Below are 16,427 nucleotides of genomic sequence, written 5' to 3' on the forward strand. Positions count from 1 at the left end.
TAAATCGAAGTTAAGGCGGCCTCTTTATTTTATTCCCTCTACTTTAAGTACTGAAGGTTAAAGTAGGTGTTATAAAGTAGCTGGTCTTAGAAACGGTAACCAAAACTTAGTCCTGATCTCAAACCTGCCCATGGGCCACTGAAATCAATTTTTGCACCATTGGCATCTACAGTAGATTTAGTTTTGACCAAGGGTAGGTCATCCAAATCAGTTAAGGCTTCTCTAAGTGCTTGTTGTTCTTCATTGCTTAAGTTCTTTTTTCCTGAAATACTACCTGAGGCTGATCCGTAGTTAGGGCCTAAAATCCACCAATCCAGATATATTGCTTTACTCAGTTTCCATTGTGCGCCTAAAAGTAAACCAGTTGTCAATGTGCTGATGTTACCATCCATATCAATTCTATCCTTTACAGTTGTAGTACCGAAAGTTGCTTCATAATTATAAGGAAGTGCAACGTTATATCTTGAATACCTTACAAAAGGAGCTACATAAAATCCACGGAATACAGACTGGCCAACATAATACCTAAACTCCGGTGTGATTGCAAAGTTCCCAGTTTTGAAATCTTTAATGCTTTCCCAGGTTTGGTCGTCGTCAATCAGACTTTTGAAAGTCGAACTGAAAGGGACATGAGATTTTGGCATCATTCTGAAACCCAAGGAAACCGACATCCGTTTACCTACCGCACGCTCATATTGAAAAGAATAAGTTTTTAAAGCTATTGCAGCCACATTCCATTTAACCAGGTTTTTAGCAGCTGCACTTTCCTGTTCCTGATTCGCATTTGCTTCCTGTGCAAAGCTATTGGAAGCTGAAAAGCTAAGTGCCATCATGCCGCAGATAAACATTGTTTTAGTAAAGATTTTTTTCATAGAAATACAATTTGTTTTGAATGGGCTAAATTATGCTTTTTAAACGTTTAAACCTTAATAGTTTTCCATCTTCCTTTTTTAAACAATACATAACCTGCAATGGCAATGCCGATCTCTGCAACAGGAATCGCAATGAATACTCCTGTTGGCCCCAACTCAAAATGTTTAGCCAGTAAAAAGGCCAGGGGAATCTGGAATAACCAGAAACCAAAGAAGTTCACCCAGGTAGGGGTCCAGGTATCTCCGGCACCATTAAAAGTGCTGACCAGAACCATCCCTATTCCATAAAAAATATAGCCTAGACTCATGATCTGAAGTGCATGCAGCGCAACCTCCTGAACTACTTGATCATTCGTGAAAAACGAAATGAAATAATAACCCACAATAAAAGTAAGGGCCATTACAAAAACCATATAGATCACAATGTATTTTGCCGTCGTCATCACAGCGTCTACCGCCCGTTGGAGGTGTTTTGCACCGAGATTTTGCCCTACCAAAGTTGCCGCGGCATTACTCATTCCCCATGCGGGCAACATAAAAAACATCATTAGTCTTAATGCCGTTTGATAACCAGCAGAGCCGTGATCACCACCAGTTGTGGCCACGAGTTGCGCCAGGAAAATCCAGCTGCAAGAGGCGATGATAAACTGAAAAATACCAGGAGTAGCAATTTTTAATAATGCTTTCATTTGTTCAAAATGAGGTTTTAAGTAGGAGAGGCGGACTTTTAATAATCCTTTCCCACTTACCAGATGCCAGATTTGATAGACTACCCCCATACTTCTTCCAATAGTAGTTGCAATTGCAGCACCAGTTAAGCCGAAGGCAGGGATAGGACCAAGGCCATTGATCAAAACCGGACATAAAATGATGTTCGCAATGTTTGCAATCCAAAGACTTTTCATCGCAATGGCCGCATTTCCAGCACCTCTAAAAATACCATTGATGAGAAAAAGCAGGACAATAATGACACTACCACCCATCATAATCTGAGTGAAAGTTGTTCCATGGGCTACAGTCTCGGCTGAGGCGCCCATCAATAACAAAATGTCTGCGGCATAGATGACCCCTATAAGACTAATGATCAGATTGAAGGCAACAGCGATTAAAATTGCCTGTACACCTGCTTTTGCCGCAGCCTCCGGATTTTTCTCCCCGATTCTTCTGGCTACGACTGCCGTTGCGGCCATACTCATTCCAATCGCCAAAGAGTAAATAATGGTCAATACCGACTCTGTTAATCCTACGGTTTGTATGGCATGACTACTATTTGGAAGGTGACCTACAAAATACAAATCCACCAATGCAAATACAGACTCCATTGCCATTTCCAGCATCATCGGAATGGCCAGTAGTATTACCCCTTTACGGATACTGCCTTGTGTGAAATCAAGATCTTCACCTTTTAAAGCCTGCTTTAAAAGGGATATAATTCTAGATAGCTTGCTTTGTGAAGCTGCTTGTTGTGCTGACATATAAAAAGGAAAAAAATTAGAAATAAACCGTTATCAGCTTCAAAAAGCAGGCTGATTATTGATCGTTTTAAGGAAGAGTGTCCTCGGTTTTAGAACCTTAAACGGACGTGAAATACTATCATCGTACTGCGGTTTTATAAAATCAAATATAGTTTATTTAATATAAATTATTAAAAAAGATCCTTTTTATTGGAGTGATTTCTTGATTGGCTCTGGGAAATTTTCATTATTCTTACAGCCATATGTAAGCATAGCCACTAAAAGATTGTTAAAATGAAAATTACCGATGTCAAAGTTTGGCTGGTTGAAGGTGTAAAGTACAACTGGACTTTTTTAAAAATATATACAGATACAGGGCATACGGGAGTAGGGGAAGCGACCAACTGGCCAGGTAGCCCCATTGTATATCATGCAGCCAAGCATGTAGCTGAACGTATTATCGGATTAGATCCAATGAGAACTGATTTCATTTGGACAAAATTATACAGAGACCTCAATTGGGTAGGGCCTTTTGGTGCAAGTATGTGTGCGATTAGTGGTGTGGATATGGCCTTACTTGATTTAAAAGGAAAAGTTTTGAAAACACCCTGCTATGAATTACTTGGTGGGGCTTTTAGAAAGGATATCCTTTTGTATGCAAATTATTGGTTTACTGGTGGTGGACATCATATAGCTGATTACGTGGCACAGGCCTTAAAAGTAAAAGAAGCGGGGTTTACCGGGTTGAAATTTGATCCATTTGCACATACAAATTATCTTTATGGAGAGGACCTCTCCTGTAACCTCCAATTGACAACAAAACAACAAGATCTGGCTTTTGAATTGAGTAAGGCTGTTCGGGAAGCTGTAGGCTCTGATTTTGACATTATGATTGAGACTCATGCCATGCTTAATTATCGGGTTGCTGTGAAAATGGCACAACGTTTATCTGAACTGGACATCACCTGGTATGAGGAGCCGGCAGGACCGGAAAACGCTGATACTTTAAAGTCTATGCGTGAAAGAATTCCTTCAAATGTATCTATATGCGTTGGAGAGAGGCATTATACCCGCCATGGGATTCGACCTTTGCTGGAAAAGAATGTGTGTGATTTCATTATGCCGGATATTACGCGTTGCGGCGGTCCTTCAGAAATGAAGCGAATGGCAACCATGATGGAGGCTTATAATGTATTATTGGCACCACATAATCCTAATGGCCCCTTGTCTACGCTGGCTTCTGCACATGTTTGTGCCGCCATCCCTAATTTCTTCAGACAGGAATTCATGTTTAATGATGTGCCATGGAGGGATACAGTAATTACACATCCAATCCAGGAAATGATAAAAGATGGTCACCTGCATTTATCCGACCGCCCAGGTTTGGGCGTGGATTTAGTAGAAGAAGAGATGGAAAAACATCCTGGAATTGTAGTGCCAAGGCCTGGTTTTTATGTTTAATAAGAGGGACGATCTAAAGTTCGATTAATTGTCAGCAGGATTTAATTATAGTTTTATAAGATACAAATATGTTTGAAATCAATCTTGCGGGGAAGGTCGCAATAATCACTGGCGTCAGTTCTGGCATTGGCCTTGGAATTGCAAAGATGCTGGCAAAAGCAGGTTGCACTATTGCAGGTTGTGCGTTGGAAAAAGAAAATAGTTTGGAAGTGCAAAATTTCATAGCAGCGGTTGAGGAAGAAGGCACTGATGTTTATTATCATCAGGCAGATCTGAGTCGTCCTGCAGAAATGAAAGATTTTGTAACCAAGGTGCTGGAACACTTCAACGGAAAGTTGGATGTCCTTGTTTCTAATGCGGGAAGGAATTTTTTCGAAGGGGTTATTGATTGTGGGGAAAGTGAGTGGCAGCAAAATATGGATCTGAATCTTAGTTCTCATTGGCGATTGGCAAAACTATGTAAACCTTATCTGGAAGTAAATAATGGTGTAATCCTCATCATGACATCAAATCATGGCTCATCAACTATCCCTGGCTGTTTCCCTTATAACGTGGCTAAAACCGCTTTAACAGGTCTGGTTAGGAGTCTGGCGATTGAATGGGGCCCAAAGATAAGAACCATTGGTATTGCTCCGGGATTTATTGATACCCCAGGAAATCAGAATTGGTTCGATTCTTTTGATAATCCTGAAAAGGAAAAACAACGAACAATAGATTTGCATCCGGTTAAGCGATTAGGAACTCCTGAAGAGATCGGAGGCTGGTGTGTGTTTTTAGTGAGCGAATATGCAGCTTTTGCCAGTGGGACCACTTATCTCATCGATGGAGGAAGAAGTGCTTTGATGCAGGATAATTAATTATTGAAATTATATTTTTAGGTTTTTCTTGAATTCCGAAGGACTTAGCCTGGTATACAGCTTAAAATTTCTGTTAAAATTGGTCAGGTTGTTAAATCCGGATTGATAACAAATTTCAGTCATGCTAAGGTGATCATCGAACAACAATTTACAGGCATGGCCGATTCTGATCTCGTTCACAAAATGGGTAAATGTTTTCTGAGTTCTGGCCTTGAAATATTTGCAAAAAGCCGAAGTTGTCATGCTGGCGAGTGTTGCCGCAGTTTCAAGAGAAATGTCTTCAGTAAAATTCGCCATAATATAGTTATAGATCTTACTAATTCGTTGTACATCTTTCTGGTTGTGTGGATTGGTGTAACCAAGACTGGATAGACATATATACTCCTTGCTTTCTGAAAGTAAGTTTAAAATACTCAATAAATGTATGATTCTACCCAATCCCTTACTGGCTATTAATTGATTCAATAATAGAACTACTTGTTTGTGCGTATCACCATATACCTTGATTCCACGATTAATATCCAGTAGTAAGTCATGAAGTTGAGGGATTTCCTTGGAATGGACAAATTCTTCCTTTAGCCAATCCATTCTGAAATACATTACCGTAGCAGTTACTGGTTGCTTATTTTCTGGTTCATAATAGGATTTATCGTTGTACATGACATGCGGAAGATTAGGACCGATTAAGACCAAATCACCTTCTTCGAAATTTTCGATACTATCGCCCACAATCCTTCTTCCTTTACTTTGGGTGATCAATACCAACTCATATTCATTATGAAAATGAACAGGATTAGTCAGGTTTTTGACATTTATTTCTTTCACAAATATCGTTTGCTGATGGACGGTATTTGTTTCCATTAATAGCGGTTGCATATGGTGAATTTGCAAATTTTATTTTAAAAGTGAATATTATTGACAATATAGTGTCAGTATTAGACAATTGAAGTATTGTTCAGGGGTTGAATTGATGGTAATTTTATTTTACACAAATAAACCAAACCAATATAACCATGAAGTTCTTGAGTAATAAGAAGCTGTGGGTGCTGTGCATACTTGTAGTGCTGGTTCTCTCAGCTGTGCTGTTTATGCCTTATGAGAAAACGGTTGATTTCAATACGGAAGTAAAACCGATCATCAATAAGAAATGTATCTCCTGCCACGGAGGGGTGAAAAAGCAAGGTGGATTTAGTCTGTTGTTTGAAGAGGAAGCACTTGCTGCAACCAAAAGTGGTAAACCAGCCATCATTCCTGGAAAGCCGGAAGACAGTGAAATGATTAAGCGTTTAGTGATCAATGATCCGGAGTTAAGAATGCCTTATAAACATACGGCGCTTAGTGAAGAAGAGATTGACATTTTTAAGAGATGGGTAAAACAAGGAGCCAAGTGGGGTGACCATTGGGCTTATTTACCGGTTAAGGAAGTTGAAATTCCTGACGTTGACCAGGATTGGGGAAGAAACAATATCGATAATTTTATCCTGGCAAAATTAGAAGAAGAAAAACTTAAACCTTCCGCTGAAGCAGATAAGCCTACCTTATTGAGAAGAGTTAGTCTTGATTTAATTGGGACAGTTCCTGCTGAATCCTTAATCAAAAATTACCTCCATGCCAAAGACGCTGATAAAGCGTATGAGATATTGGTGGATTCCTTATTGGCCTCTCCCCGTTTCGGAGAAAAATGGGCTTCGATGTGGCTAGACGTTGCCCGTTATGCAGATACCAAAGGATACGAATCTGATGGAAATAGAAACATCTGGCAGTACCGTGATTGGGTGATCCGTGCATTTAATAAAGACAAGCCTTATAATGAGTTTATTACGGAACAGATTGCCGGAGATTTCTTTGTAAATCCTACGGACGACCAGTATATCGCCACTGCTTTCAATAGAAATACCATGACTAATGATGAAGGAGGGACGAATAATGAAGAATTTAGGGTATCAGCAGTTATGGATCGGGTGAACACCACCTGGGAAGGTTTACTCAGTACCACTTTTGCCTGTGTACAATGTCATAGTCATCCTTATGATCCTTTTAAGGATGACGAGTATTATAAGTTTATGGCTTATTTTAACAATTCAAGGGATGAAGATCTGGCTTCGGAATATCCTTTGTTGAGGCAGTACAACGATTCGCTGAACAACAAGTTGATTTCATTAACGTCCTGGTTGAAGCATAATGTTTCCGATGCTAAATCAAAAGAAATTCATAAGTTTTTAAAAACCGGACAACCAACTATTAATTCTACGACTACAGATAAATTGATGAATGCGGTAATTGGAAACAACAACATTGCACTTTTCTTTAAGAATAATGGAGTAGCAAGAATTGAGAAAGTAGATTTGAATCAGGTGGACCAATTGATTTATCGTTACTCCACTGGAAAGAAAGGTGGTAAAATGCAATTGCGATTAGACCAACACAATGGTCCGGTTTTCGCAGAATGGGATGTGCCTGCGACTAGTGGTGCTCAAAATCTTCCTGTTGATTTTAAGATTCAAAAGGGTGTACATGATGTGTATTTGAGTTATTATAACCCTACCGTTACCAACAAAGATGAGACAGTTGTTACGTTCGATTGGTTTCATTTTGGTCAGCAATTTCCTGGAAAAGGAAGGCCTGATTATGCGGAAAATAAAATGACTTTCTGGGCGCTGTTGAATGCCAATGTAAGAACGATTCCGGTCATGGTAGAAAATCCAAGCAATAGGATGCGTAAAACGTATGTTTTTGAACGTGGAGCCTGGACTTCACATGGTAAGGAAGTGCAGCCCGGAGTGCCAAAAACACTACAATATGCAATGCCTGCCAATGCACCAAAAAATAGAATGGGATTAGCGATGTGGTTAACCGATGTCAAAAATCCATTACTTTCCAGAACCATGGCTAATCGTCTATGGGAACAGTTGTTTGGGACGGGGATCGTGGAAACACTGGAAGATATGGGTACTCAGGGAATGAATCCTACGCATAAGGAACTATTGGATCATTTATCATGGGAGTTTATGCACGAGTATAAATGGAGTGTGAAAAAGATGATCAAAGAAATGGTGATGAGTGCAACTTATAGACAGGATTCCCGCTTGACTGATCAGATTAAAGAAAAGGATCAATTCAACAAATTCTATGCACGTGGACCAAGAATGCGTTTGTCAGCAGAGCAATTACGTGACCAGCATCTGGCTATCAGTGGGATGTTGAGCACGAAAATGTATGGGGTAGGTGTGACGCCATGGCAGCCTGAGGGCATCTGGAGTTCTCCGTACAATGGTGATAGATGGAACAACGCAACCGGTGAGGATCAATATAGAAGAGCGATCTATACTTATTGGAAAAGAACTTCACCATATCCTTCTATGATTGCTTTTGATGGGGCGATGAGGGTGGCTTGTGCGCCAAGAAGAATTCGGACAAATACGCCTTTACAGGCATTGGTAACGCTGAATGATGGGGTCTACATTGATCTGGCCAGGCATTTTGCGCTGAGAATGCAAAAAGAAGGCGGCAAGGAAATCCTCAAACAAATTGCAGCAGGTTATCAGCAAATGTTGTATAAACCCATTCCTGCACAGAAATTGAAAATATTTGATGATTTATACCGTAAGGCTTTAGCTGATTATAAAGTAAATCCTGCAAAAATAAATGAGCTAATGGGTACAGCTGAAAATAAAACCCCGGAAAGCGCTGCATTGGTGGTCGTCGCAAATGCAATGCTGAACCTTGACGAGGTCGTTACAAAAAATTAAATGATATGACTAGAGATGAACTAAACGCCTACCGATTGGTAAAAGAAGCAAATGAAATCCAGGCAGCCGCTTATACACGTAGACATTTTTTAAAGGAGAGTGCAATGGGTTTGGGGGGCCTGGCAATGGCTGCCTTATTCGGAGGCTGTAATTATGGAGCAACAGCAAATAACCCTGTTTTATATGATGCTGCACATCCTTTGTTGCCAAAGTCACCTCCTTTTCTTGGAAAAGCAAAAAGTGTGATTTATTTACATATGGCTGGTGCACCATCGCAGTTAGAACTGTTTGATTTTAAGCCAGAACTAAAAAAAATGGATGGGCAGGATTGTCCACCATCCTTATTGGCAGGAAAAAAATTCGCCTTCATTACCGGAGTACCTAAGATGTTAGGGCCACAGGCAAATTTTGCACAGCATGGCCAAAGCAGGGCATGGGTGAGCGATAATATGCCACACTTCTCCACGATGACAGATGATGTAAGTTTCTTAAAAGCAGTAACGACAGATCAGTTTAATCATGCTCCTGCACAGTTGTTGATGCATACCGGAAGTCCCCGTTTGGGAAGGCCCAGTATTGGTAGCTGGGCGACTTATGGTCTGGGTACTGAGAATCAAAATCTACCGGGTTTTGTTGTGCTAACCAGCGGTGGAAGTTTTCCAGATGCTGGAAAAAGTATCTGGGGTAGTGGTTTTCTACCCTCCGTTTATCAGGGTGTACAATGTAGGAGTGAAGGAGACCCGGTGTTGTTCATTAAAGATCCTCATGGCATGAGCAGGGATTTAAGAAAGGCTTCTATAGATGCGATCAATACTTCGAATTTAGAGGAGTACGCCACTTATAATGATCCGGAGATTCAATCCAGGGTAGCTCAGTATGAGATGGCATACCGGATGCAGATCTCAGCGCCTGAGGTGATGAATATTAACAATGAGCCTCAATATATTCATGATATGTATGGCACGCAGCCTGGAAAAGCCTGTTTTGCCAATAATGTACTGTTAGCGCGCAAACTGGTAGAAAAGGGAGTTCGCTTTGTGCAGTTGTTTGATTGGGGTTGGGATGCACATGGCGATGGCCCTGCCAATTCTCTGAATATCGGGTTGAAGAATAAATGTCGGAGTACAGATAAACCAATCACAGCTCTTTTGCTTGACCTGAAACAAAGAGGAATGCTGGAGGATACCCTGGTAGTTTGGGGTGGTGAATTTGGCCGAACACCAATGATGGAAAACAGAAATGGCGTACAAAATCCATACAACGGGAGAGATCATCATACGGAAGCTTTCACGATGTGGATGGCAGGTGGCGGCATAAAGAAAGGCTATACACATGGAGAGACCGACGAGATTGGCTACAGTGCGATTAGCGGAAAGGTTGACGCTTTCGATATTCAGGCCACCATTTTGAATCAGCTTGGTTTCGACCATGAACAGTTTACCTTCCCTTTTCAGGGTAGGCCATTCCGCTTAACTGATGTTGCCGGAAAAGTGATCCGGGACATTGTTGCATAGAATATATTTGATAACCACCACGTTTAACCGCGATTACGACAAACTAAATGCACCAAGATAGACGACATTTTTTGAAAACTACGGTAAGGGCTGCCGCAGGGGGAATCTTAGCCCCTTATGCCGAAATTAACGCTACTGAACTTCCTTATGTGAAGGCTGGAGCGGGTTATGAATTGTACTTTATGGCCACTTCATGGGGCTTCAATGGCTCAACGGAGGATTTTTGCGCTATGGCAAAAAGAGATGGTTATGAAGGGGTAGAAGTTTGGTGGCCAGGTAGTGATTTGAAGGCTCAGCAAGAGCTGTTTGACGCTTTGAAAAAACACAATTTACAGGTGGGATTTCTTTGTGGAGCTGGGGAGCATGATCCCGATCAGCACCTTAGTTCATTTATGAAAAATATTGATGCGGTCCTCGAAAATTCTTTTCAGAAGGCTGTGTATATCAATTGTCATTCTGGAAAGGATTACTTTACTTATGAGCAAAATAAGAAAATCATTGATTTTACGGTGAAGCGGGCAAAGTCATCAGGAATTCCAATTTACCATGAAACGCACCGCGGCAGAATGTTGTATACCGCCCCAATTGCAAAGAATTTCATCGAAAAGAATCCCGAACTAAGAATTACTCTGGATATTTCTCATTGGTGTGTGGTGCATGAAAGCTTGTTGGGAAATCAGAAAGAGACCATCGCGCTGGCATTAGACAGGGTAGATCATATCCATTCCAGAGTTGGTCATGCTGAAGGACCACAGGTGAGTGATCCAAGAGCACCGGAATGGGTGGATGCACTAAATGCACATTTGGCCTGGTGGGATCAGGTGGTCGAAAGAAAGAAAAGAAAAGGAGAACGAATGACGATCCTTACGGAGTTTGGCCCACCAGATTACATGCCTACCTTACCTTACACCCGACAACCGGTTGTAGATCAATGGGCAGTCAATGTATTTATGATGAATTTATTACGTAAACGTTATCAATAAGAAGAATGATCCTTTTAAATATACCTGAATTTATTGGGCGATTTCATCCAATTCTCGTCCATCTGCCTATAGGAATTCTATTGCTGGGTTGTTTTTTTCAGCTGTTAACGATAAATACGAAGTTTAGCTTTTTGCGTCCTGCGATACCGATCATTTGTTTGTTAGGTGCCCTGGCTGCGATTTTTTCTTCTGCCAGCGGATACCTCCTTTCTCAAAGTGGGGATTATGAGGGGGACCTGGTAGAGCTGCATTTTTGGATGGGTATTGGTGTTTCTGTCATTGCCTCGATCCTTTATCTGATGTATCGAATAGGAGTTAAGGAAGTTCTGCTTAATGCGACCTCTGCTGCATTGGTTATCCTGATTACGCTTACAGGTCACTATGGAGGGTCCTTAACCCATGGTTCTGATTACATGACTGCGGCATTGAAGGGAGAAAGTACTAAAGTAGCTATACCTTCTGTGCCTGATGTGCAGAAAGCAATTGCTTATACGCATTTGGTTCAACCACTTTTACAAAACCGCTGTTACAGCTGCCATGGTGCAGAAAAACAAAAAGGTAAACTGAGGATGGATAACATTAGTTTTATGCTCAAAGGTGGGGAAGAAGGAACGAGCCTGATACCTGGAAGAGCTAATGAAAGTGAATTGATTAAAAGAATGCTGTTGCCAATTTCTAATGATGACCATATGCCGCCGAAAGAAAAACCACAGTTAACCGCGGAGGAGATTGCATTATTGCAATGGTGGATTAATGAGGGTGCTAAAGCGGACCAGAAAGTATCAGATTTAAAGCAACCCGAAGAGATAAAACCAATATTATTAAGTTTTCAGACTGGATCTGTAATTGTTAAGAAAACGATTACGGCAGAAATTCCAGAAGAAGAAGTAGAGAAAGCCGATGCAGCCGCAATTGAGCAATTAAAGAAAGCAGGGGTAGTGGTGATTCCGGTATTGAGTAATAGCAATTATCTGTCGGCCAGCTTTGTCACTGCAAAAGCAGATCCGGAAGTTTTGAAACTTTTGGAACCTTTGAAGAAACAATTGATCTGGCTTAATTTGTCGGGTTCTTCTATAGTAGATCAAAGCATGGGTGCGGTTGCTAAACTGCAGAATCTGAGAAAAATTAACCTGAGTCAAACAGTGATCAGCGATAAGGGGTTAAGCTCGCTTAAAGACCTTTCAAAATTACAGGTCATCAATTTGGTAGCTGCCAAGGTAAGCTCCGCAGGTGTCATTGCTCAGCTTAAAGGTCTTAAAGATTTACAACATCTTTACCTGTATCAAACAGCTGTGGAGGAGGAAGATCAGGCTAAATTGAGACTGTCCTTTAAAAAGGTAGGCCTTGATTTCGGAAATTATACTTTACCCTTTCTAGCGCAGGACACCACAGAAGTAAAATAAACCTATGTGTAGCGAAAGGCTTGTTTCGTATATTGGTTTGAACCATAAAATACGAAACAAGCCTTGCTTTTTCAGAATGAAATCTGATCATTAATATCCCGATAGAATGATATACATTCGATATTAATACTAAAATCTATTAACATTCTATACGAATTCAATCAGGGCATTTCTACCATAGGAAAAATTGACCTATAAAAGTCCGTTTAAAAAAGATGATGCGATCACCCAATTATCTATGCTGACTTTTTTTCTTGAAACCTGTCAATTTTTCTCTTGTAAACTGAAAATTTTTCATAAAAACGTTTTTTTACTGGCGTTAAAGTGCTGTTTTTTCGGGTTGGCACAGGACTTGAACTAAGCTTGGTGTATTTAATTTTTTTTGTATAGATAGATAAATTCTAAAAATAAAAGGAGGATTATATATGTCATTAGCTAAATTTAATAATGGAGCAAAAAACACTGGATTGTTGAACGAATTCAACGATGTTTTCGGATCTATATTTTCCGATGCTTTATTGCCAAATCATTTGATCACTAAGATACCTGATGTAAACATCAGCGAGACTAACGATCAGTATCACATAGAAATGGCAGTTCCAGGATTGAAGAAAGAAGATTTCAAGGTTAATCTGGAAGGGGATGTATTGACCATCTCTGCTGAAGTTAAAAAAGAAGATAAAAAATATAAGAAACAGGAGTTCAGTTATACTTCTTTCTTACGTTCATTCACTTTGCCTGATTCGGTAGATCATGGCAGTATTGATGCGACCTATAAAGATGGTGTATTGGTGATTGAAGTAGCTAAAAAGGAAGAAGCAAAAAATGCGGTACGTCAGATTGAAATTAAATAATTATGTTTTTTAAGAGAAGATTATCAAATAATTACTAGCTCATCTGGCTTATTCAATCCAGCCCTCAGCCAATAAATCAGCTGAGGGCTTTTTTTATAAAGGGCACAACCTGATGTTTATATGCTATAAGCTTTAATCATTTCGTCATTTACCTTGCAACCTTTACCGGTTTTTGTATCGATCATTACATAATCAAACCAACCATCAGAAGCGATTTTTCCACTCCGTTTATTCTCCATTTCAAATTGAACTCTGCAGCCTTTTTCATTAATCGTCAGGATACCAGTGCGGATTAAAATCACATCACCTAAAATTAAGGGGCGTTTAAAGTCGACATGAGCAGTGCGTACCACCCAACCATAGCCACTTTCCAGGAAAGATTCCATAGACATTTTATAAAATTCCTCCATTTGATCATAGCGGGCAGAAAGCACATAATCAAAATACTTGCTATTGTGCACATGCTGGAACATATCTATATCATCTGGGCGTACTTTTAATTCAGTTTGAAATATACTGTATTCGTTCTTTTCCATGTTTTCTTCGTTCTGCGTCAAAAATAAGGTTTAGATTTTGATATATTTGATCCTAGTGGTGTAAATTGAACGCGTATGACAATTGTTTTTTTGCGAATCATTAAAACTTAAACTATCTTTGCACCCAATTAATTAATCCATACACACTTTAGTATCATTCAAGAAATGTATTTAAGTAAAGAAAAGAAAGCCGAAATCTTCAAAACACACGGCGAAGTAGAAACTAACACAGGTTCTGCTGAAGGTCAAGTAGCATTGTTTACTTACCGTATTGCACATTTAACTGAGCACTTAAAGAAAAACCGTAAAGATTTTTCTACTCAGTTATCACTACAAAAATTAGTAGGTAAACGCCGTGGTATTTTGGCATATCTATTTAAAAAAGATATCAACCGCTACCGTGCTGTTATCAAATCGTTAGGCTTAAGGGACATCATCAAACCTTTAGGTTCATCGAGAGATAGCAAATAAGCGTTAAAATATCAGGAAAAGCCATTCTTAGGGATGGCTTTTTTACTTTGAATAATAAAATTAACATATATAAATCAGGTGTGTAGAAAGAGGAAAACACACCACAACACTCTTTAAATGAATGTAATAAAAAAATCGTTCGACCTTGGCGACGGACGAATTATCGAAATTGAAACAGGAAAATTAGCGAAACAAGCTGATGGTTCTGTAGTTGTTAAAATGGGAGACACCATGCTATTGGCTACTGTTGTATCTTCAGTAGGTGCTAAAGCAGGGGTGGATTTCTTACCATTATCTGTAGATTATCAAGAGAAATATGCTGCCGCTGGCCGTATTCCTGGTGGTTTCTTACGTCGTGAGGCAAGATTATCAGACTATGAAGTTTTGATTTCTCGTTTGGTTGACCGTGCTTTACGCCCGATGTTCCCTGAGGATTACCACTCTGATACTCAGGTGATGATCACTTTGATCTCTTCTGATAAAAATATTATGCCAGATTGTTTAGCTGGATTAGCTGCTTCGGCTGCTATTGCGGTTTCAGATATTCCTTTCAATGGACCAATCTCTGAAGTACGTGTGGCTAAAATTGACGGTAACTTTGTTATCAACCCTTATGTAAGTGATTTAGAACGCGCAACAATGGAATTCCTGGTTGCTGGTACTGAAAGAGACATCGTAATGGTAGAAGGTGAAGCTGATGAGATTTCTGAAGCGGATATGGTGGAAGCTATTGAGTTCGCTCACAAAGCCATCATCATTCAGGTTCAGGCTCAAAAAGAATTGGCTGAATTAGTAGGTAAAACAGTTAAACGTACTTATTCTCATGAAGACAGCAACCCTGAATTGAGAGCGTCAGTATTTGCTGCTACTTATGATAAAGTATATGCAGTTGCAAAAAGCAATACAAGTAAAGCTGAGCGCACTGATGCTTTCGCCGCTATTCTTGCTGACTTTGTAGCTACTTTAGGTGAAGACATCGATGATGTAACTTCATTCTTAGCTAAAAAATATTTCCATGATGTACAGTATGATGCCATCCGTAACCTGGTATTGGACGAAGGAATTCGTTTAGATGGTCGTGATGTACGTACAGTGCGCCCAATCTGGTCTGAAGTAAGTTACCTTCCTTCTGCTCACGGTTCAGCAGTATTTACACGTGGTGAAACTCAATCATTAACTACAGTTACTTTAGGTTCTAAAGATGATGAGCAAATGATTGATGGTGCATTCATCAATGGTTACAACAAATTCTTACTTCACTATAACTTCCCTGGATTCTCTACTGGAGAGGTTCGCCCGAACAGAGGTGCTGGTCGTCGTGAAATTGGTCACGGTAACCTGGCTATGCGTTCATTGAAAAAAGTATTACCAGGTTTAGAAGAAAACCCATACACGATCCGTATCGTTTCTGATATTTTAGAATCTAACGGTTCTTCATCTATGGCAACTGTTTGTGCTGGTACATTAGCATTAATGGATGCAGGTATTAAAATCAAAGCGCCAGTATCTGGTATTGCTATGGGATTAATCACGGATGAGAAAACTGGTAAATATGCTATCCTTTCAGATATCTTAGGAGATGAAGATCATTTAGGTGATATGGACTTTAAAGTAACTGGTACTGAAAAAGGTATTGTTGCTTGTCAGATGGACTTAAAAATCAATGGTTTGAAATGGGAAGTTTTAACTAACGCCCTTAACCAGGCTAAAGATGCTCGTCTACACATCTTGAACGAAATGAAGAAAACGATTGCTGCACCACGTGAAGACTACAAGGATCACGCGCCACGTATCGTTTCTCTAACAATTGATAAAGAATTTATTGGTGCTGTAATCGGCCCAGGCGGTAAAATTATCCAGGAAATGCAACGTGAAACCGGTGCTTCTATCTCTATTGAAGAAGTAGGTAATAAAGGTATCGTTGAGATCTTTGCTGATAATAAAGCGGCTATTGACGCTGCGGTTACCCGTATCAACGCGATTGCTGCTAAACCAGACATAGGTGCTACTTATGATGGTAAAGTGAAATCTATCATGCCTTTTGGTGCATTCGTAGAAATCATGCCAGGAAAAGACGGATTACTACACATCTCTGAGATCGATTGGACTCGTTTAGAGACAATGGATGGTGTGTTCAAAGAAGGCGACAGAATTCAAGTGAAACTTTTGGATATTGACAAACAAGGTAAAATGAAACTTTCTAGAAAAGCTTTATTGCCTCGTCCACCAAAACCAGAAGCAGCTGCTGAAAATACTCCGGCTTAATTTTATAA

The 16,427-nt window shown here is 39.9% G+C and carries 13 protein-coding genes; 9 read left to right on the forward strand and 4 right to left on the reverse strand.

The window, feature by feature from the left end:
- Nucleotides 1–86: 86 nt before the first annotated feature.
- Both R2Q94_RS03110 and R2Q94_RS03115 read right to left on the reverse strand, forming a co-directional pair.
- Nucleotides 87–872, reverse strand: coding sequence for a DUF3575 domain-containing protein (locus R2Q94_RS03110; RefSeq protein ID WP_316819975.1), 786 nt, complete (start codon nt 870–872; stop codon nt 87–89).
- A gap of 47 nt (nt 873–919) precedes the next feature.
- Complete coding sequence (locus R2Q94_RS03115; RefSeq protein WP_316819976.1) at nt 920–2,347, reverse strand: MATE family efflux transporter; 1,428 nt, start codon at nt 2,345–2,347, stop codon at nt 920–922.
- 273 nt (nt 2,348–2,620) lie between these two features.
- On the opposite strand from R2Q94_RS03115, the gene R2Q94_RS03120 reads away from it, so the two are divergent.
- Together R2Q94_RS03120 and R2Q94_RS03125 are read left to right on the forward strand one after the other, a co-directional pair.
- Nucleotides 2,621–3,787: a mandelate racemase/muconate lactonizing enzyme family protein gene (locus tag R2Q94_RS03120; RefSeq protein WP_316819977.1), complete on the forward strand. Its 1,167-nt coding sequence runs from the start codon at nt 2,621–2,623 to the stop codon at nt 3,785–3,787.
- Between the two features lie 68 nt (nt 3,788–3,855).
- Nucleotides 3,856–4,644, forward strand: coding sequence for an SDR family NAD(P)-dependent oxidoreductase (locus R2Q94_RS03125; protein ID WP_316819978.1), 789 nt, complete (start codon nt 3,856–3,858; stop codon nt 4,642–4,644).
- Nucleotides 4,645–4,653: 9 nt separating this feature from the next.
- On the opposite strand, the gene R2Q94_RS03130 is transcribed toward R2Q94_RS03125, so the two are convergent.
- A complete protein-coding gene (locus tag R2Q94_RS03130; RefSeq protein WP_316819979.1) occupies nt 4,654–5,505 on the reverse strand; it encodes an AraC family transcriptional regulator in 852 nt (283 codons plus the stop codon).
- Nucleotides 5,506–5,657: 152 nt separating this feature from the next.
- On the opposite strand from R2Q94_RS03130, the gene R2Q94_RS03135 reads away from it, so the two are divergent.
- The 5 genes from R2Q94_RS03135 to R2Q94_RS03155 all read left to right on the forward strand — a co-directional run bounded on the left by R2Q94_RS03135 (nt 5,658) and on the right by R2Q94_RS03155 (nt 13,147).
- Nucleotides 5,658–8,393 (forward strand): DUF1553 domain-containing protein, encoded by a 2,736-nt coding sequence (locus tag R2Q94_RS03135; protein WP_316819980.1) that lies wholly within the window; start codon nt 5,658–5,660, stop codon nt 8,391–8,393.
- A 5-nt stretch (nt 8,394–8,398) separates the two neighbouring features.
- Nucleotides 8,399–9,907, forward strand: coding sequence for a DUF1501 domain-containing protein (locus R2Q94_RS03140; RefSeq protein ID WP_316819981.1), 1,509 nt, complete (start codon nt 8,399–8,401; stop codon nt 9,905–9,907).
- 71 nt (nt 9,908–9,978) lie between these two features.
- Nucleotides 9,979–10,890, forward strand: coding sequence for a sugar phosphate isomerase/epimerase family protein (locus R2Q94_RS03145; RefSeq protein WP_316819982.1), 912 nt, complete (start codon nt 9,979–9,981; stop codon nt 10,888–10,890).
- Nucleotides 10,891–10,895: 5 nt separating this feature from the next.
- Nucleotides 10,896–12,293, forward strand: coding sequence for a c-type cytochrome domain-containing protein (locus R2Q94_RS03150; RefSeq protein ID WP_316819983.1), 1,398 nt, complete (start codon nt 10,896–10,898; stop codon nt 12,291–12,293).
- Between the two features lie 425 nt (nt 12,294–12,718).
- On the forward strand, nt 12,719–13,147 hold the full coding sequence (locus R2Q94_RS03155) for an Hsp20/alpha crystallin family protein (RefSeq protein WP_316819984.1): 429 nt from the start codon (nt 12,719–12,721) through the stop codon (nt 13,145–13,147).
- Nucleotides 13,148–13,263: 116 nt separating this feature from the next.
- On the opposite strand, the gene R2Q94_RS03160 is transcribed toward R2Q94_RS03155, so the two are convergent.
- Complete coding sequence (locus tag R2Q94_RS03160) at nt 13,264–13,683, reverse strand: acyl-CoA thioesterase (RefSeq protein ID WP_316819985.1); 420 nt, start codon at nt 13,681–13,683, stop codon at nt 13,264–13,266.
- Nucleotides 13,684–13,848: 165 nt separating this feature from the next.
- Between R2Q94_RS03160 and rpsO the strand changes: the two genes are divergently transcribed.
- Entirely contained in the window at nt 13,849–14,154 is a 306-nt protein-coding gene (gene rpsO, locus R2Q94_RS03165; protein ID WP_316819986.1) for a 30S ribosomal protein S15, read from the forward strand.
- Between the two features lie 117 nt (nt 14,155–14,271).
- A complete protein-coding gene (pnp, locus tag R2Q94_RS03170; RefSeq protein ID WP_316819987.1) occupies nt 14,272–16,419 on the forward strand; it encodes a polyribonucleotide nucleotidyltransferase in 2,148 nt (715 codons plus the stop codon).
- Nucleotides 16,420–16,427 lie beyond the last annotated feature (8 nt).

It is taken from the genome of Pedobacter gandavensis (genome assembly GCF_032678465.1).
GTDB classification, from domain to species: domain Bacteria; phylum Bacteroidota; class Bacteroidia; order Sphingobacteriales; family Sphingobacteriaceae; genus Pedobacter; species Pedobacter gandavensis_B.

Excerpts from the sequence above, each read along its gene's own strand:
- R2Q94_RS03110 (WP_316819975.1), bottom strand. The coding sequence starts at position 872 with ATGAAAAAAATCTTTACTAAAACAATGTTTATCTGCGGCATGATGGCA.
- R2Q94_RS03115 (WP_316819976.1), bottom strand. The coding sequence starts at position 2,347 with ATGTCAGCACAACAAGCAGCTTCACAAAGCAAGCTATCTAGAATTATA.
- R2Q94_RS03120 (WP_316819977.1), top strand. The coding sequence starts at position 2,621 with ATGAAAATTACCGATGTCAAAGTTTGGCTGGTTGAAGGTGTAAAGTAC.
- R2Q94_RS03125 (WP_316819978.1), top strand. The coding sequence starts at position 3,856 with ATGTTTGAAATCAATCTTGCGGGGAAGGTCGCAATAATCACTGGCGTC.
- R2Q94_RS03130 (WP_316819979.1), bottom strand. The coding sequence starts at position 5,505 with ATGGAAACAAATACCGTCCATCAGCAAACGATATTTGTGAAAGAAATA.
- R2Q94_RS03135 (WP_316819980.1), top strand. The coding sequence starts at position 5,658 with ATGAAGTTCTTGAGTAATAAGAAGCTGTGGGTGCTGTGCATACTTGTA.
- R2Q94_RS03140 (WP_316819981.1), top strand. The coding sequence starts at position 8,399 with ATGACTAGAGATGAACTAAACGCCTACCGATTGGTAAAAGAAGCAAAT.
- R2Q94_RS03150 (WP_316819983.1), top strand. The coding sequence starts at position 10,896 with ATGATCCTTTTAAATATACCTGAATTTATTGGGCGATTTCATCCAATT.
- R2Q94_RS03155 (WP_316819984.1), top strand. The coding sequence starts at position 12,719 with ATGTCATTAGCTAAATTTAATAATGGAGCAAAAAACACTGGATTGTTG.
- R2Q94_RS03160 (WP_316819985.1), bottom strand. The coding sequence starts at position 13,683 with ATGGAAAAGAACGAATACAGTATATTTCAAACTGAATTAAAAGTACGC.
- rpsO (WP_316819986.1), top strand. The coding sequence starts at position 13,849 with ATGTATTTAAGTAAAGAAAAGAAAGCCGAAATCTTCAAAACACACGGC.
- pnp (WP_316819987.1), top strand. The coding sequence starts at position 14,272 with ATGAATGTAATAAAAAAATCGTTCGACCTTGGCGACGGACGAATTATC.